Genomic DNA, 15247 nt, shown 5'->3' with positions numbered 1-15247 from the left:
TACTCAACTACTAAAAATTTAGTTTGACAAATCACACCTTACCCGACGACAGTAGGACGTCGGCGAAAACCGGCTCATAACATCTCAAGGGAGGAGAAAAGATGCGTAAGTATCTGCTCTCCGCAGTTGCGGTTTCAGCCGTGATTGCGGGGTCCAATAGCGCTTTGGCTGATGAAGCCGCAGCACAGCGTTGGATTGAACAAGAATTCCAGCCATCGTCATTGTCCAAAGACGAACAAATGTCTGAAATGCAGTGGTTCATCGAAGCCGCGCAACCTTATGCGGGCATGGAGATCAATGTCCTGTCAGAAGGCATTCCGACACACTCTTACGAAAGCGAAGTTCTTACTCGCGCCTTTGAAGAGATCACGGGCATCAAGGTCAACCATCAGATCCTTGGTGAAGGCGAAGTTGTACAGGCCGTACAAACCCAGATGCAGACAAACCGGAACCTGTATGACGGATACGTCAACGATTCAGATTTGATCGGCACACACTCGCGCTTGCAACAGGCCTACAACCTGACCGAACAGATGGCGGGCGATTGGGCGGCGACAACATCGCCGACGCTGGATCTGGAAGACTTTATGGGTATCCAGTTTACGACGGGCCCGGATGGCAACCTTTATCAATTGCCAGATCAGCAGTTTGCGAACCTCTATTGGTTCCGCAAGGACTGGTTTGATGATGAAGAGCACAAAGCTGCATTTGAGGCCAAATACGGCTACCCCCTCGGTGTGCCGGTCAACTGGTCGGCCTATGAGGACATCGCAGAATTCTTCAGCGAGGACGTCCAGGAAATCGACGGTGTCCGCATCTACGGTCACATGGATTACGGCAAACGTGCGCCTGATCTGGGCTGGCGGATGACCGATGCTTGGTTGTCGATGGCTGGTGCCGGTTCGGTGGGCGAGCCGAACGGCGTTCCAATCGACGAATGGGGCATCCGTATGGAGGCCGGGACTTGTAACCCTGTCGGTGCGTCTGTCACACGTGGTGGTGCGGCTAACGGTCCAGCCGCGGTCTATGCGATCCGCAAATGGGACGAATGGTTGCGGGCCTATGCGCCTCCGGGTGCGGCCAGTTATGACTTCTATCAGTCATTGCCAGCATTGGCGCAGGGCAACGTGGCCCAGCAGATTTTCTGGTACACCGCGTTCACAGCCGACATGGTTGCCCCGCGATCCGCAGGCAACAACACGGTTGATGAAGAAGGCACGCCATTGTGGCGGATGGCACCATCCCCGCATGGTCCATACTGGGAAGAAGGCCAAAAGGTCGGCTATCAGGATGTGGGCAGCTGGACGTTCCTGAACTCTACGCCGTCTGATCGGGCGCAGGCTGCATGGCTTTATGCACAGTTCGTCACGTCCAAGACTGTGGACGTCAAAAAGTCTCATGTGGGCCTGACGTTCATTCGTGACAGCACGGTGAACCACGAAAGCTTCTCTGAGCGTGCCCCACAGTTGGGTGGTTTGGTCGAGTTTTACCGCTCACCTGATCGGGTCGCTTGGTCACCAACTGGTGTGAACGTGCCTGATTATCCAAAGCTGGCCCAGATCTGGTGGCAGCAAATCGGTGACGTGAACTCGGGTGCCTTCACCCCACAAGAAGCGATGGATCGTCTTGCTGAGGAAATGGATATCACGATGTCCCGGATGCAGGCCGCTGATGAAGCCGCCAATGTCTATGGCGGGTGTGGTCCACGTCTGAATGAAGAACAGACAGCGGAGTATTGGTTCGCAAATGGTGGTGCAAAGCCGCCGCTTGAGAACGAAAAACCGCAAGGTCAGACCGTCAACTATGACGAGCTCGTTGCCCGCTGGGCGTCTGAGTAACCTCCCTGTTGGGCGCTTGCCCGACTTCGGCTGAAGCCTTTCATGATGGGCTTCAGCCACTCGCGACACATCTTATCGGCAAGGGCCGCAATGACACTTCAAGTTCAGAATATTACCAAAGTGGTGAAGGGCCAGACCCACATCAAGCCCACCACTTTGACGTTAGAGACCGGACATTTCAATGTCCTGCTTGGTAAAACGGGGTCGGGGAAAACCAGCCTGATCAAATTGATGGCGGGCCTTGATCCGGTTGCCGCTGGGCAGATCACGATGGATGGTCAGGACGTGACCAAGCTGACGACGCAAAAGCGTAATATCAGCCTCGTGCATCAGTTCTTTGTCAATTATCCGCACATGACCGTCTACGACAACATCGCCTCGCCGCTGAAAGTGGCTGGGATGGCGAAGTCGGAAATTCAGGGTCGGGTGGAGGAGGCCGCGGACATTCTGCAGCTTCGCCCCATGTTGCACCGTCGCCCGCATGAATTGTCGGGTGGTCAGCAGCAACGGACAGCACTCGCCCGTGCGATTGCAAAAGAAAGCCGGGCGGTGTTTTTGGACGAACCGCTTGCCAACCTCGACTACAAATTGCGTGAGGAGTTGCGCGAACAGCTGCCAGAGCTTTTTGCCGGGCGCGGTGCGGTCGTGGTCTATGCCACGTCAGAACCAGAAGAGGCGTTGCTGTTGGGTGGTGTGACTGGCCTGATGGATGACGGCAATGTTGTTCAATTTGGCACGACCTCCCACATTTACCGAACACCGGGGTCGCTGATGGCTGCGGCTGTTTTCTCTGACCCACCGATTAACACCGCCGACGTGACCAAGACTGGCGATACCATCCAGATGGGTGATGCCACCTGGCCCGCCACCGGTGCAGCGATTGGGCTGCAAGATGGAAGCTACACTCTTGCCGTCCGCCCGCATCATGTAACGCCCGTGGCCAGTCCGCGCCATTCTGTCCCCCTCACGGGTACCGTTTTGGTGACCGAACTTTCTGGCTCTGAAAGCTCTGCGCACTTCCAGATGCCGGGTGCGGACTGGGTGTCACTGGCTCACGGCGTTCACCCGTACGAGATTGGGGAAGATCATGCGTTCTACCTTGATCCATCTGCATGTTTTTACTTCGCACCCGACGGGTCGCTTGTGATGGGGGAAGCTGCCTGATGGCCAAAATTACGCTTTCAAAGCTGCGGCACAGCTATATGCCAAAGCCAATGTCACCCGACGACTATGCGCTCAAGGAAATTGATCTGGATTGGTCTGATGGCGGCGCATACGCGCTCTTGGGGCCGTCTGGTTGTGGCAAATCTACATTGCTGAACATCATCTCAGGCCTGCTGGTTCCATCTCAAGGACAGATCCTGTTTGACGGCAAGGACGTCACCGCACTGCCACCGGACCAACGCAATATCGCACAGGTGTTTCAGTTCCCGGTCATCTACGACACGATGACGGTGTTTGATAACCTTGCCTTTCCCCTGCGCAATCGCGGCGTGGCCGAGGATATTGTGGCCAACCGAGTCAACGAAATTGCCCAGATGCTGGAAGTCACCGAGATGCTGTCGACAAAGGCGGCGGGATTGTCACCGGACAACAAGCAAAAAATCTCGATGGGTCGCGGCCTTGTGCGTGAGGACGTGAATGCCGTGATGTTTGACGAACCACTGACAGTGATCGACCCACATCTGAAATGGAAGCTGCGGTCCAAGCTGAAAGAACTGCATCAGAAGGTCAAAGCGACGATGATCTATGTGACGCATGACCAAACCGAGGCGCTGACTTTCGCGGACCAAGTGGTTGTGATGCAGGACGGTGAAGTCGTGCAAATTGGCACACCCGTCGAACTTTTCGAGCGGCCCGCGCATACGTTTGTTGGTCACTTTATTGGGTCTCCGGGGATGAATGTGCTTCCTGCCGAAGTCCGTGATGGCGGTGCGTTTCTACATGGCCACAACATCGCGCTTGAGGGTGTTATCAGCGCCCAAGACGGCACGCCACAAATTGGCATCAGGCCAGAGTTTGTATCGCTGGGTGATACTGGCCTGCCCGCAACGGTGCGCAAGGTCTCAGATATTGGGCGCCACAATGTTGTCGAGGCCATGATCGGGGACGTCAGCATAAAGGCCGTGACAGAAGGCGAAGCACCCGCACAGGGTGCGGCTGTTCACCTGAATTTCAAACAAGATCAGACGCGTCTCTACCGTGATGGTTGGCTCGCTACGACAGGAGCAAGCACATGAAAACCGAAAACCAAAAAGCATGGTTCTTTGTGGCCCCGGTCCTCGTCCTGGTCGCATTCAACGCGCTGATCCCCATGATGACCGTCGTGAACTATTCGGTTCAGGAAACCTTTGGGAACAACGTCTTCTTCTGGGAAGGATTGCGCTGGTTCGAAGAACTGCTGGCGTCAGAGCGTTTTCACGCCGCACTTGGCAGACAATTCCTGTTCACGGGCATCATTCTCGCGATTGAGGTGCCGTTGGGCATCATCATTGCCCTATCGATGCCGCGCAAGGGGCCGTGGGTACCGGTTTGCCTTGTTCTGATGGCTCTGCCCATGTTGATTCCGTGGAACGTGGTTGGCGCGATGTGGAACATCTTTGCACTGCCTGACATTGGTTTGCTTGGCTATCTGATGAACACGACATTGGGCATTGATTATGACATGACGCAAAGCCCCTTTGCGGCATGGGCCACCATTATCACGATGGATGTTTGGCACTGGACGTCGCTTGTCGTGCTTCTGTCCTATGCAGGGCTCGTGTCGATCCCGGATGCCTATTATCAGGCGGCCAAGATTGACGGGGCATCGCCTTTCAAAGTGTTCCGTTACATCCAATTGCCCAAGATGAAGCAGGTGCTGACGATCGCGATCCTGCTGCGGTTCATGGACAGTTTCAACATCTACACTGAGCCGTTCGTTCTTACCGGCGGTGGCCCCGGCAACTCTACCACGTTGCTATCCATCGACCTGGTCAAGATCGCCCTTGGACAATTTGATCTTGGCCCAGCGGCGGCAATGTCACTGATCTATTTTGCCATCACACTGCTGGTGAGCTGGCTGTTCTACACACTTATGACGAAGGATGATGCGCAATGAAAAAGCGTAGCCTGATCCCGATCACCTACATCTTGTTTCTGATGTTGCCGATCTATTGGCTTGTTGCGATGAGCTTTAAGACCACGAACGAAATCCTCGCCGGGTTCAGCCTGTTTCCGCAGACGTTCACGCTCGACAACTACGCCACGATCTTCACCGATCCGACGTGGTATTGGGGTTATATCAACTCGATTATCTATGTGTCGCTGAACACCGTGATCTCTTTGGCGGTGGCGTTGCCAGCGGCCTATGCCTTCAGCCGGTATCGGTTTTTGGGCGATAAGACACTGTTCTTTTGGCTGCTGACCAATAGGATGGCCCCCGCTGCCGTTTTTGCACTGCCATTCTTTCAGCTTTATTCGGCAGTTGGCCTGTTTGACACACATCTAGCAGTGGCACTGGCGCATTGCCTATTCAATATTCCGCTGGCGGTCTGGATCCTTGAAGGGTTCATGAGTGGCGTGCCAAAGGAGTTGGACGAGACAGCTTATGTTGACGGCTATTCGTTCCCCCGGTTTTTCGTGACGATCTTCCTGCCTGCAATCAAGGCAGGGGTCGGCGTCGCAGCATTCTTCTGTTTCATGTTCTCATGGGTGGAGCTGCTGCTGGCAAAGACACTGACCGCGGTTGAGGCAAAACCGATTGCCGCGACCATGACGAAAACGGCGTCCTCTGCCGGATACGAACTTGGCTTGTTGGCTGCCGCTGGCACGCTGACCATCATTCCCGGTGCCATCGTCATCTATTTTGTCCGCAACTACATTGCAAAGGGCTTTGCCCTGGGAAGGGTTTAATATGCTAAGTTGGATGGCATGGACATGGCCGACGGCGCTGTTCTTTGTCGGCCTGTTCGCAACGATGGGCCTCATTACCATTATTGAAATCAAAAACCCTGGCACGTCAGAGCGCAAGGGCGCGCTCGGCCTGACCACAACGCGTGGTGACCGACTGTTCCTATCACTTTTGGGGACTGCCTATATCTTTCTGGCTTGGTTGTTCTTTTTTGGGATGCCGCTTTGGGCGCCACTGGGGATCAGCATCGCATGGGGTGTGTTCTGTTTTTGGAAGGTGTAACGACAAAAGGCTTGGTGTTACGAAAACCTTAGTATCTACTGTGCTTTGGGGCGAGCACTTCAAACGTGACGGGACGCAAACATGCGGCAGAAAAAGAAAAGCGAGTTTCTAACCGAGGTCGAACTGGAGTTCATGACCCAGCTTTGGGCAATGGGCGAAGGCACTGTGCGCGATGTGCTGGACAGATTGGCCCCGGACCGGAACCTTGCGTACACTTCTGCTGCGACGATCCTGCGGATTATGGAGCAAAAGGAATTTGTCACCAGCGAAAAGCAGGGCAAAACCTTCCTCTATAGGCCGACCTTGGCCAAAGACACCTACCAATCAAAGACTTTGCAAGACCTGTCAAACAAGCTGTTTGATGGCACACCTGCATCGATGGTTGCGCGTCTTGTCAGTGACCAAGGCATGTCTGAACAAGCGTTAGAAGAAATACGGGCGTTACTGGACAGGAGGTTATCTGACAATGACAGCTGAACATCTGTTGAGCGCCTACATCGATGCAAACATCTTACTTCTCGTTGCTGCGGTTGTCTGGTTTGGGGCAAAGCGCTTTATCGCCCGGTCCCCGCTGAAGACGGCATATTTAACCCAACTTCATCTGTTATACGGATTGATTGCAATGGTCGTCCTGTCGCCCGTGATCATTTACTTGACTGATGCCATTCAGAAATCTGGCTACCTGACGACCCAGTCGAACGGGCTAAGCTTTTCAGACTTCCTCGTTGCGCAATATCTGAATGGCAACATCGCGATGGCGCCAACAACGTTTGAGCATCTGCTCAGCATGCGCAGTGAAATCACCCATGATATCGTGATGCTCAAAGGCTGGCTTGGCTACGTCGTGCTGGGTGGCTTGGCCTTGGGGTTTGTGGCGATGGTAATTCGCAATGCCCGCGATACGTTGACGTTGATGGGCATGATCCACCGCAGCTATGTCTTGCGGAGTATCGGTAGGATCCAGATTCGGTTTACCCATGAAACACGCGTGCCATTTTCCACGCGTGGGTTGTTCCGCCACTACATTGTGCTTCCAACTGCGCTTTTGGCGCAGAACAATGATGTGCGTATTGCGGTTAGCCACGAGATCCAACATGTGCGGCAACGTGATCTGACGTGGGAAATCGTGCTAGAGCTGATACGCCCATTCTTCTTTTGGAACCCCGCATTCGCCTATTGCAAACGGGACGTCGAACGCATCCGCGAACTTGCCTGTGATCAACAGGTCCTGAGCCGCAAGACGCACCCCATCCGTGCCTACTGCGAGTGTCTTTTGCGCGTGTGCCAGACAAGTCTTATTGGGGACAGTCGCAATCAAATCATCACGCCCAGTGTGCCATTCGTTCAAATCGACCGGCGGCCGAATGCCAGTCATTCCGAAGGGTTTCTCAGGCAACGAATTGTATCGGTCCTTGATGGCGGCCCGACCGCGTTCAGCCGCAATTGGGGGGCTGCGATGATGCTGATGCTCTTTGCATCGGTCATCTGCACCACCATCGCACTAAGGCCGGTAAATGACTGGAGCCACGATCGGCTGATGCTCTCGACGATCGTGAACCTCGAGCGCTTGAACTCGCGCGAGATCACACGCTGATTGCGATCATTGATCAATAGTTGTTGCGTGGCATGAGGACGATCTTTGCGATTCTGATCAGCCTCGCGTCGGTCATGGTGTTGGAAACCGCGCGGCACGGCGTCGAGATCACGCGCGCTGACATTGGCCCAACGCCTATCACCAAATACGCGATGCCGGATGCCACTGGCCCGCGTGTTTTTGTCGCGCATGGCTTTGCTGGTTCCCGGCAAATGATGCAGGGCTATGCCCTGCCCTTGGCCCGCGCGGGGTATCAGGTCTTTGCGTTTGATTTCCTTGGCCATGGTCGACACTCTGACCCGATGTCGGGCGACGTGAACGCACTGGATGGCACGACGCGATTGCTGATGGATCAAACGCATGCTGTCCTGAACGTATTGGGGCAAGCGGACCAACCTGTCGCGCTCTTGGGGCACTCGATGGCTACGGATATTTTGGTGCGCGTCGCGGCAGAACGATCTGATGTCGGACCGCTCGTCCTGATTTCGGCATTCTCTTTGGTCATCGATGCGGATGTTCCACCCGACCTCTTGCTCGTGACGGGCAGTTGGGAGCCGGGGTTGCGTGGCTTCGCGAAAAAGGCGGTGCAAATGGTCGACATGGATGCGACAGAAGGCCAGACCGTCGTGGCTGATGGCGTCCGTCGTCGCGCCGTCGTTGGGCCCCTGACCGAGCATGTTTCCATCTTGCATAGCCGTGCCGGACGGGCCGAAGCGTTGAGGTGGCTTGATCAATATTATGATCGCCGGTCTGACCAGAAAATCCTACCAACCGGGATTGCAATTCTTGGGGTGCTGGCAGGAATTGTTCTGTTGTTCCGCCCGATAGCCGCACGGTTACCACGCCGGCCGGTCGCCCTTTTCAGTCTGGCGCATGGGAAACTGGCTTTTGTGTTGTTGCTGCCCGCGCTTATCACACCGCTTGTCGCGATCCCTCTGGCGCCCGAATTTCTGCCGGTTCTTGTGGCCGACTACCTTGGTCTGCACATGTTCATCTTTGGCATGATGCAGCTGGGGCTGTTGTGGTGGTGGGGTGCGCGGGGCGGAACAGTCGCATGGGCGGCGGTGGCATTGCTTCTTGTCTGGTGCGCGCTGTTTGGGTTTCTGCTCGACAGATATGCCGCCAACTTTTGGCCGATCAAAGACCGTGTCTGGATCGTTGCCGCATTGGCATTGGGTTGCGTGCCTTACATGCTCGCCGATACGATGCTGACGACACAGGGCGGTGTGCTGAAGCGTGTTGTGGTACGTGCGGCCTTTTTGGTGTCGCTGGGCATTGCTGTGGCGCTCGACTTTGGCGGACTATTCTTCTTGATCATGATCGCACCAGTGTTGGTTTTGTTCTATCTGGTGTTCGGCACAATGGGCCGTGCGGTGGCGGTCGGCGTTGGTCCTGTGGCCCCCGGAATAGCGCTAGGCCTCGTACTGGCGTGGGCGTTGGGCGTCAGCTTTCCCTTATTTGTCGGTGTCTGATCAACTTTGTGTACAATTGTACACCATGACGCATTCACTTTCTTAGACTGTTCTACTAGTGATGTGAATCAAACGGACCCCGGCGATTTATGCTAAGTTTCTGGGCGTCCCTAGCGACGCAATACGATACAAGCACGAGGACACGCGCATGTCAGATCAGACCCTCCCCGATATCATCTACACAAAGACCGATGAAGCACCCCAATTGGCGTCAGCGTCTTTGTTGCCCATCCTCCGCAAGTTCTTGTCTCAGGCGGATATTTCCATTGGCACCAAAGATATCTCGCTGGCGGGGCGTATTCTGGCCGCGTTTCCTGAGAAGTTGACCGAGGCGCAAAAGGTGTCTGATGACCTCGGGCTTTTGGGCCATGTCGTCAAAGAGGCGAGCGCCAATGTCATCAAGCTGCCGAACGTCTCTGCATCCGTGCCGCAACTGGTTGAGGCCGTGAAAGAATTGCAAAGCCAAGGGTATGACATCCCCGACTATCCAGACGCCCCCGAAACCGCAGATGAGGTCGAGGCGCGCAAACGCTATGACGCGATCAAAGGGTCCGCCGTGAACCCGGTGCTGCGCGAAGGGAATTCGGACCGACGCGCGCCGTCTTCGGTTAAGGCTTATGCAAAGGCAAATCCGCACCGCATGGGAACATGGTCACCTGACAGCAAAACCCGCGTATCCATGATGAGTGGCAATGACTTTTTCTCAAACGAAACCTCGGTGACGTTGTCAGACGCGCAGGCAGAGGGCGCATTGCGGATCGAACTGACCGCTAACGATGGAACAGTTACGAAGCTGAAAGACGGAATCGCGATGCCAGCGGGCACCATTGTTGATGCGACATTCATGTCGGCCGCGGCGCTGAAAGCGTTCTTCCACGAGCAGATCGCGCGCACGCTTGAGGATGGCACATTGTTTTCATTGCACATGAAAGCCACGATGATGAAAGTCTCTGACCCGATCATCTTTGGCCACGCCGTTGTCGCTTATTTGCAGCCGATCTTTGACAAATATGCGGCTGATTTTGCTGCCGCTGGCATTAGTCCAAATGCGGGCTTTGGAACATTGTTCGATGCGATTGCGGACATGCCGAACGGCACTGCAATTCAAGCCGAAATTGATGCGCTATTGGGCGAGCGTCCACCGCTTTACATGGTGAACTCTGATCGTGGTATCACCAATCTGCATGTCCCATCTGACGTAATCATTGATGCCTCCATGCCCGCAGTCATCCGCGCAGGTGGTAAAGGGTGGGGGCCAGATGGCAACGAAGATGACACCAATTGCGTCATCCCCGACAGTTCTTATGCGCCGGTCTATGATGCGGCAGTTGCATATTGCAAAGCCAACGGCGCGCTTGATCCAGTAACTGCTGGGACTGTGCAAAACGTTGGTTTGATGGCCCAAAAGGCCGAAGAGTATGGATCACACCCGACCACATTTGAGATTGCGCAAAGCGGCACCGTGCGTATGATCGCGGGGAATGGTGATGTGCTGCATAGCCATAAGGTTGAGGCGGGCGACATATGGCGCATGGCCTCTGCCCGTCGCGCACCGATTGAAAACTGGATTCAATTGGCTTTGGATCGGATGGCCACAACAGAGTTTGAGACGATCTTCTGGCTCGACCGGAACCGCGCGCATGACGCAGAGCTCCTCAAGTATGTGGAGCCTGCGCTGGACAAGGCGGGCGTCGCGGACAAGGTAAAAATCATGGCACCGCGTGACGCGACAACGCGGTCGTTTGAAGTAATTTACAAAGGTGAAAATACCATCGCCGTGACAGGAAACGTCCTGCGTGATTACCTGACCGACCTGTTCCCCATTCTCGAAGTTGGGACGTCTGCCAAGATGTTGTCTGTCGTGGGGCTGATGAATGGCGGCGGTCTGTTTGAAACGGGTGCTGGCGGTTCTGCGCCAAAACACGTTGAACAATTGGTCGAAGAAAACCATCTGCGCTGGGACTCGTTGGGTGAGTTCTGTGCCTTGGGCGAAAGCCTGCGGTTCCTTGGGGCGTCCAAAGGCAACGCGGCGGCCAACGTCATGGGAGACGCTGTTGATGCGGCAACCGAAAAACTTCTTGCAGAAGGGCATTCCCCGCAACGCAAGGTGGGACAGCCAGACAATCGCCACAGCCACTATTGGTTTGCACGCTTCTGGGCCGAGGCATTGGCCCAATCGGCTGATGCAGCACTTGCGGCGAAATTCGCGCCCCTGGCAAAAGGTTTGGCAACGCAAGAGGCTGCAATTCTTGCAGAGTTGTCACAGGGCAGCGGCACGCCAGTCGACTTGGGTGGGTACTATAACACGTCAGCCGATGCTGCTGCAGCTGCGATGCGGCCGTCGCAGACTTTAAACGCGCTGATTGATTAAGCTTAGAATTGGGTGCAACAAAATAGGGGTAGGCCTGGGCCTGCCCCTTTTCGGGCGTCGTCTCGAAAGAATAAAGGAAATGGTGCCCAGGAGAGGACTCGAACCTCCACGTCCATACAGACACCAGCACCTGAAGCTGGCGCGTCTACCAATTCCGCCACCTGGGCAGGTCACGTTCGGGCGATCTACGCGCGGTTCCACCTGCTGTCAACGCGATTCGAAGACAAAAGAGCATGACAGTGTTTGAATCGCCGGGATTGCGCCTTGTCTGGCCTGAGGGCCGGGGGTAAACCAAGTCAACGCGTTATCTGAAGGTTCAGCGATGTCTCAGCTAGTCACCATCTTCGGCGGTTCCGGTTTTGTCGGACGCTACATTGCCCGCCGCATGGCCAAAGAGGGTTGGCGCGTACGTGTCGCCGTGCGCAACACAAACGAAGCGATGTTCGTGCGTCCATATGGTGTTGTGGGGCAAGTCGAGCCTGTGTTCTGCAACATTCGCGATGACGCCAGCGTTGCTGCCGTGACCGATGGTGCCGATGCGGTTGTAAACTGTGTTGGTGTTTTGGATGAGGTTGGCAAAAATACGTTTTCTGCTGTTCAGGCCGAAGGTGCCGAACGGATTGCCCGCGTCGCTGCCGCCCACGGTGTGGCGCGGATGGTGCATATATCTGCCATTGGTGCGGATGCTGCGGCCGCCAGCCAGTATTCCAAGACAAAAGCCGCGGGTGAGGCAGGTGTGCTGGAGCATATGCCAGCCGCGATGATCCTGCGTCCTTCCATTATCTTTGGTCCAGAGGATCAGTTCTTTAATCGCTTTGCGGGCATGTCCCGTCTGGGTCCTGTGCTGCCTGTCATCGGTGCCGATACGCGTTTTCAGCCGGTCTATGTTGATGATGTGGCCGCCGCCGCTGTTAAAGGTGTGTTGGGGCAGGCCGATGGCGGCGTATATGAGCTTGGCGGGCCTGATGTGCATAGTTTCCGCGCGTTGATGCAGCTGATGCTGGGTGTAATCCGCCGCCGTCGTTTGATCGTGAATACGCCGTTCTGGATGGCGCGGATCATGGCGACAATGTTCGGGATCGGCCGTGCGCTGACGCTTGGGTTAGTCAAGGGGCCTGTGACCAAAGATCAGGTGATCAATCTGGCCGTTGATAATGTAGTTTCTGACGATGCGCGTGGTTTTGACGCGCTGGGCATCCGGCCTACGGCGATGGAAGCTGTGCTGCCTGACTACCTGTGGCGTTTCCGTCCTTCCGGGCAATATGACGCGATCAAAGAGTCTGCCAAGAACCTCAAGGCTTAGGTATAAGCGATCCACAAAAGCACCACGCCCAATCCGATCCGGTAGATCACGTAAGGTGTGAAACTGATCGATTTCAGCAAGCGCATCATGAGTGCCAGCGCCAAAAGCGCTGCTGCAAATGACATGCCCATCACGATGCCAATATCGCGCATTTCGCCTGTATCGCCGGTGCTGATCACATCCAGCCCCAGCAAAGCGGCAGACGCGATGATTGTTGGTATCGACATCAGCATCGCCAGTGTAGCAGCGTCTGTACGCGTATAGCCCAGCATCCGCCCGGCGGTGATTGTGATGCCTGACCGTGATGTGCCGGGGATCAACGCCAATGCCTGCCACAGCCCCATTTGGAAAGCGTCTTTCAGTGACCATTGGGGCGCGGTTTTTTCTGTTGGCCCCTTCTGATCTGCCCAATATAGCACGACCCCAAAGATGATCATCGCCCACCCGATCACGGCGATCCCGCGCATCGCATCGGACAGTCCCGTGACTTTCAGGATCAGGCCGATGATGATAACCGGCACGGTTGCAATAATCAGGCAAAGTGCGAGGAACGCGCCCCGCGTGTCGATCTTGCCACGGATCAGGCGGAGTAATCCACCAAGGGCCAGTTTGACGTCAGACCAGAAGTAAAGGATGACCGCGGCTAGCGTACCAACATGGGCAGCGACGTCGATGACCTGACCTTGGTCTTCCATCCCTGACAGGGACGGCAAAAGGATCAAATGACCAGAGGACGACACCGGCAAAAACTCGGTGATCCCTTGGATCAAGGCGATAAGTAGTAGGTGAAATGTCGTCATTGATCCGGTCTTTGATCTCGCCCGCGTTCAACCTAACCTGCCTGAATTTAGGGGGAAGAGGGGATATAGGTAACATTTCGGACCTAAATTTGAAGAATTTTCGTGCCAAACTACCCCAACGCGCATCAATTTCTTTTATATAGGTCAGCATAACTGCCTTTTCATTCCGTTTGGACCATCTTAAAAGGCATCTCGCTCTGGAATATGGGAGGGCTCCGCTATGGCTGGCCAGAAGATGTTGAAGTTTACGAATGTGGATCGGGAAATGCCCGAGAAGCGTCCACCCAACTTACGCAAAGAAGACTTCGGCGAGATTTACGCAGAGTACGCCCGCGAAAAGGCCGCCGAGCAAGCCAGCCGGTGCAGCCAATGTGGCGTGCCCTATTGCCAAACCCATTGCCCCTTGCACAACAATATCCCCGATTGGCTGCGCCTGACCGCCGAAGGTCGTTTGCAAGAGGCGTATGAGATTAGTCAGGCAACCAACACCTTCCCAGAGATATGTGGTCGCATCTGCCCGCAGGACCGTCTGTGCGAAGGCAATTGCGTGATCGAACAATCAGGCCACGGCACTGTGACCATCGGGTCGGTCGAAAAATACATCACCGACACCGCGTTTGAGGAAGGCTGGGTCAAGCCCATCCGCCCCCATGCAGAACGTAGTGAAAGCGTTGGCATCATTGGTGCTGGTCCCGGTGGTTTGGCTGCTGCTGACATGCTGCGCCGTCAGGGCGTGCAGGTCACGGTTTATGATCGCTATGATCGTGGCGGCGGTTTGCTGACCTATGGCATCCCCGGTTTCAAGCTGGAGAAAGATATCGTCATGCAGCGCATGGCGCAGCTGGAAGAGGGCGGCGTGCAGTTTGTGTTGAATTGCAATGTGGGCGAAGACCTGTCGTTTGACGCCATTCGCGGTAAGCATGATGCGGTTTTGATCGCCACCGGCGTCTATAAAACACGTGATCTGCCAGATGCGGGTGCGGATGGCATTGTGGACGCCATCGACTATCTGACCGCCAGCAACCGCAAAAGCTTTGGCGATGATGTGCCGGAATTTGACAGCGGTGAGCTGAATGCCGAAGGCAAGCGTATCGTCGTCATTGGTGGTGGTGATACAGCGATGGACTGCGTTCGTACTGCCGTGCGCCAAGGCGCTGAAAGTGTGAAATGTTTATACCGCCGCGACCGCGCCAACATGCCCGGATCGCAGCGCGAGGTGCAGAATGCCGAGGAGGAGGGCGTTGAATTCGTCTGGCTTTCTGCACCTAACGGTTTTGAAGGTGATCCCTGCACTGGCGTGAAGGTGCAAAAGATGCGTCTTGGTGCGCCAGATGCAACAGGCCGTCAGGCGCCTGAACTGATTGAAGGGTCCGACTATGTTGAAGGCGCGGATATCGTGATCAAGGCGCTGGGCTTTGAACCCGAAGACCTGCCGAAGTTGTGGGGTGTTGATGGCCTTGAAGTGACACGTTGGGGCACGGTGAAGGCGGATTTCAACACCGGGGCGACGAGCCTTGAGGGTGTTTATGCCGCCGGCGATATCGTGCGCGGTGCGTCGCTTGTTGTTTGGGCCATTCGTGATGGGCGTGACGCGGCGACCGCAATGCTTGAATATCTGGGTCAGGCGGCAAACGTCGCTGCGGAGTGATATGTATCCCGTACAGATGCTGTACATACGGTGTACATACACCAGCA

At 55.4% G+C, this 15247-nt stretch carries 13 protein-coding genes and 1 tRNA gene; 12 read left to right on the top strand and 2 right to left on the bottom strand.

Annotated elements, in window-relative coordinates; translation table 11 throughout:
• Positions 1-101 precede the first annotated feature (101 nt).
• The 10 genes from ACZ1G5_RS08580 (at position 102) to ACZ1G5_RS08535 (ending at position 11449) form a co-directional block, all read left to right on the top strand.
• Entirely contained in the window at positions 102-1838 is a 1737-nt protein-coding gene (locus ACZ1G5_RS08580; RefSeq protein WP_472732441.1) for an ABC transporter substrate-binding protein, read from the top strand.
• A 90-nt stretch (positions 1839-1928) separates the two neighbouring features.
• On the top strand, positions 1929-3002 hold the full coding sequence (locus ACZ1G5_RS08575) for an ABC transporter ATP-binding protein (protein WP_472732440.1): 1074 nt from the start codon (positions 1929-1931) through the stop codon (positions 3000-3002).
• The gene (locus tag ACZ1G5_RS08570; protein WP_472732439.1) at positions 3002-4078 is read left to right on the top strand and encodes an ABC transporter ATP-binding protein; all 1077 of its coding nucleotides are present in this window, start codon (positions 3002-3004) and stop codon (positions 4076-4078) included. The genes ACZ1G5_RS08575 and ACZ1G5_RS08570 overlap by 1 nt, the downstream gene beginning before the upstream one ends.
• Entirely contained in the window at positions 4075-4938 is an 864-nt protein-coding gene (locus ACZ1G5_RS08565) for a carbohydrate ABC transporter permease (protein ID WP_472732438.1), read from the top strand. The genes ACZ1G5_RS08570 and ACZ1G5_RS08565 overlap by 4 nt, the downstream gene beginning before the upstream one ends.
• Positions 4935-5732 carry a carbohydrate ABC transporter permease gene (locus tag ACZ1G5_RS08560; protein WP_472732437.1) on the top strand — a complete coding sequence of 266 codons (798 nt, stop codon included), beginning with the start codon at positions 4935-4937 and terminating at the stop codon, positions 5730-5732. The genes ACZ1G5_RS08565 and ACZ1G5_RS08560 overlap by 4 nt, the downstream gene beginning before the upstream one ends.
• Position 5733: 1 nt before the next feature.
• On the top strand, positions 5734-6012 hold the full coding sequence (locus ACZ1G5_RS08555; RefSeq protein WP_472732436.1) for a DUF2160 domain-containing protein: 279 nt from the start codon (positions 5734-5736) through the stop codon (positions 6010-6012).
• A gap of 81 nt (positions 6013-6093) precedes the next feature.
• Positions 6094-6489: a BlaI/MecI/CopY family transcriptional regulator gene (locus ACZ1G5_RS08550; protein WP_472732435.1), complete on the top strand. Its 396-nt coding sequence runs from the start codon at positions 6094-6096 to the stop codon at positions 6487-6489.
• On the top strand, positions 6479-7606 hold the full coding sequence (locus tag ACZ1G5_RS08545; RefSeq protein WP_472732434.1) for a M56 family metallopeptidase: 1128 nt from the start codon (positions 6479-6481) through the stop codon (positions 7604-7606). Before ACZ1G5_RS08550 ends, ACZ1G5_RS08545 begins: the two co-directional genes overlap by 11 nt.
• A gap of 32 nt (positions 7607-7638) precedes the next feature.
• On the top strand, positions 7639-9078 hold the full coding sequence (locus ACZ1G5_RS08540; protein ID WP_472732433.1) for an alpha/beta hydrolase: 1440 nt from the start codon (positions 7639-7641) through the stop codon (positions 9076-9078).
• A 148-nt stretch (positions 9079-9226) separates the two neighbouring features.
• On the top strand, positions 9227-11449 hold the full coding sequence (locus ACZ1G5_RS08535) for an NADP-dependent isocitrate dehydrogenase (RefSeq protein ID WP_472732432.1): 2223 nt from the start codon (positions 9227-9229) through the stop codon (positions 11447-11449).
• Between the two features lie 80 nt (positions 11450-11529).
• On the opposite strand, the gene ACZ1G5_RS08530 is transcribed toward ACZ1G5_RS08535, so the two are convergent.
• Positions 11530-11616 (bottom strand) — tRNA-Leu (locus ACZ1G5_RS08530).
• A 155-nt stretch (positions 11617-11771) separates the two neighbouring features.
• On the opposite strand from ACZ1G5_RS08530, the gene ACZ1G5_RS08525 reads away from it, so the two are divergent.
• Complete coding sequence (locus tag ACZ1G5_RS08525; RefSeq protein WP_472732431.1) at positions 11772-12752, top strand: complex I NDUFA9 subunit family protein; 981 nt, start codon at positions 11772-11774, stop codon at positions 12750-12752.
• On the opposite strand, the gene ACZ1G5_RS08520 is transcribed toward ACZ1G5_RS08525, so the two are convergent.
• Complete coding sequence (locus ACZ1G5_RS08520) at positions 12749-13552, bottom strand: undecaprenyl-diphosphate phosphatase (RefSeq protein ID WP_472732430.1); 804 nt, start codon at positions 13550-13552, stop codon at positions 12749-12751. The genes ACZ1G5_RS08525 and ACZ1G5_RS08520 overlap by 4 nt on opposite strands.
• Before the next feature lie 220 nt (positions 13553-13772).
• Here ACZ1G5_RS08520 and ACZ1G5_RS08515 point away from each other — a divergent pair, with 220 nt between their 5' ends.
• Positions 13773-15200, top strand: a complete 1428-nt coding sequence (locus ACZ1G5_RS08515; RefSeq protein WP_472732429.1) for an NAD(P)-dependent oxidoreductase — start codon at positions 13773-13775, stop codon at positions 15198-15200.
• The last annotated feature ends 47 nt before the right edge of the window (positions 15201-15247 follow it).

It is taken from the genome of Yoonia sp. JB2-21 (assembly GCF_055693545.1).
The sequence above is the reverse complement of the archived record's forward strand: the minus strand, read 5'-3'. Positions and strand labels throughout refer to the sequence as shown.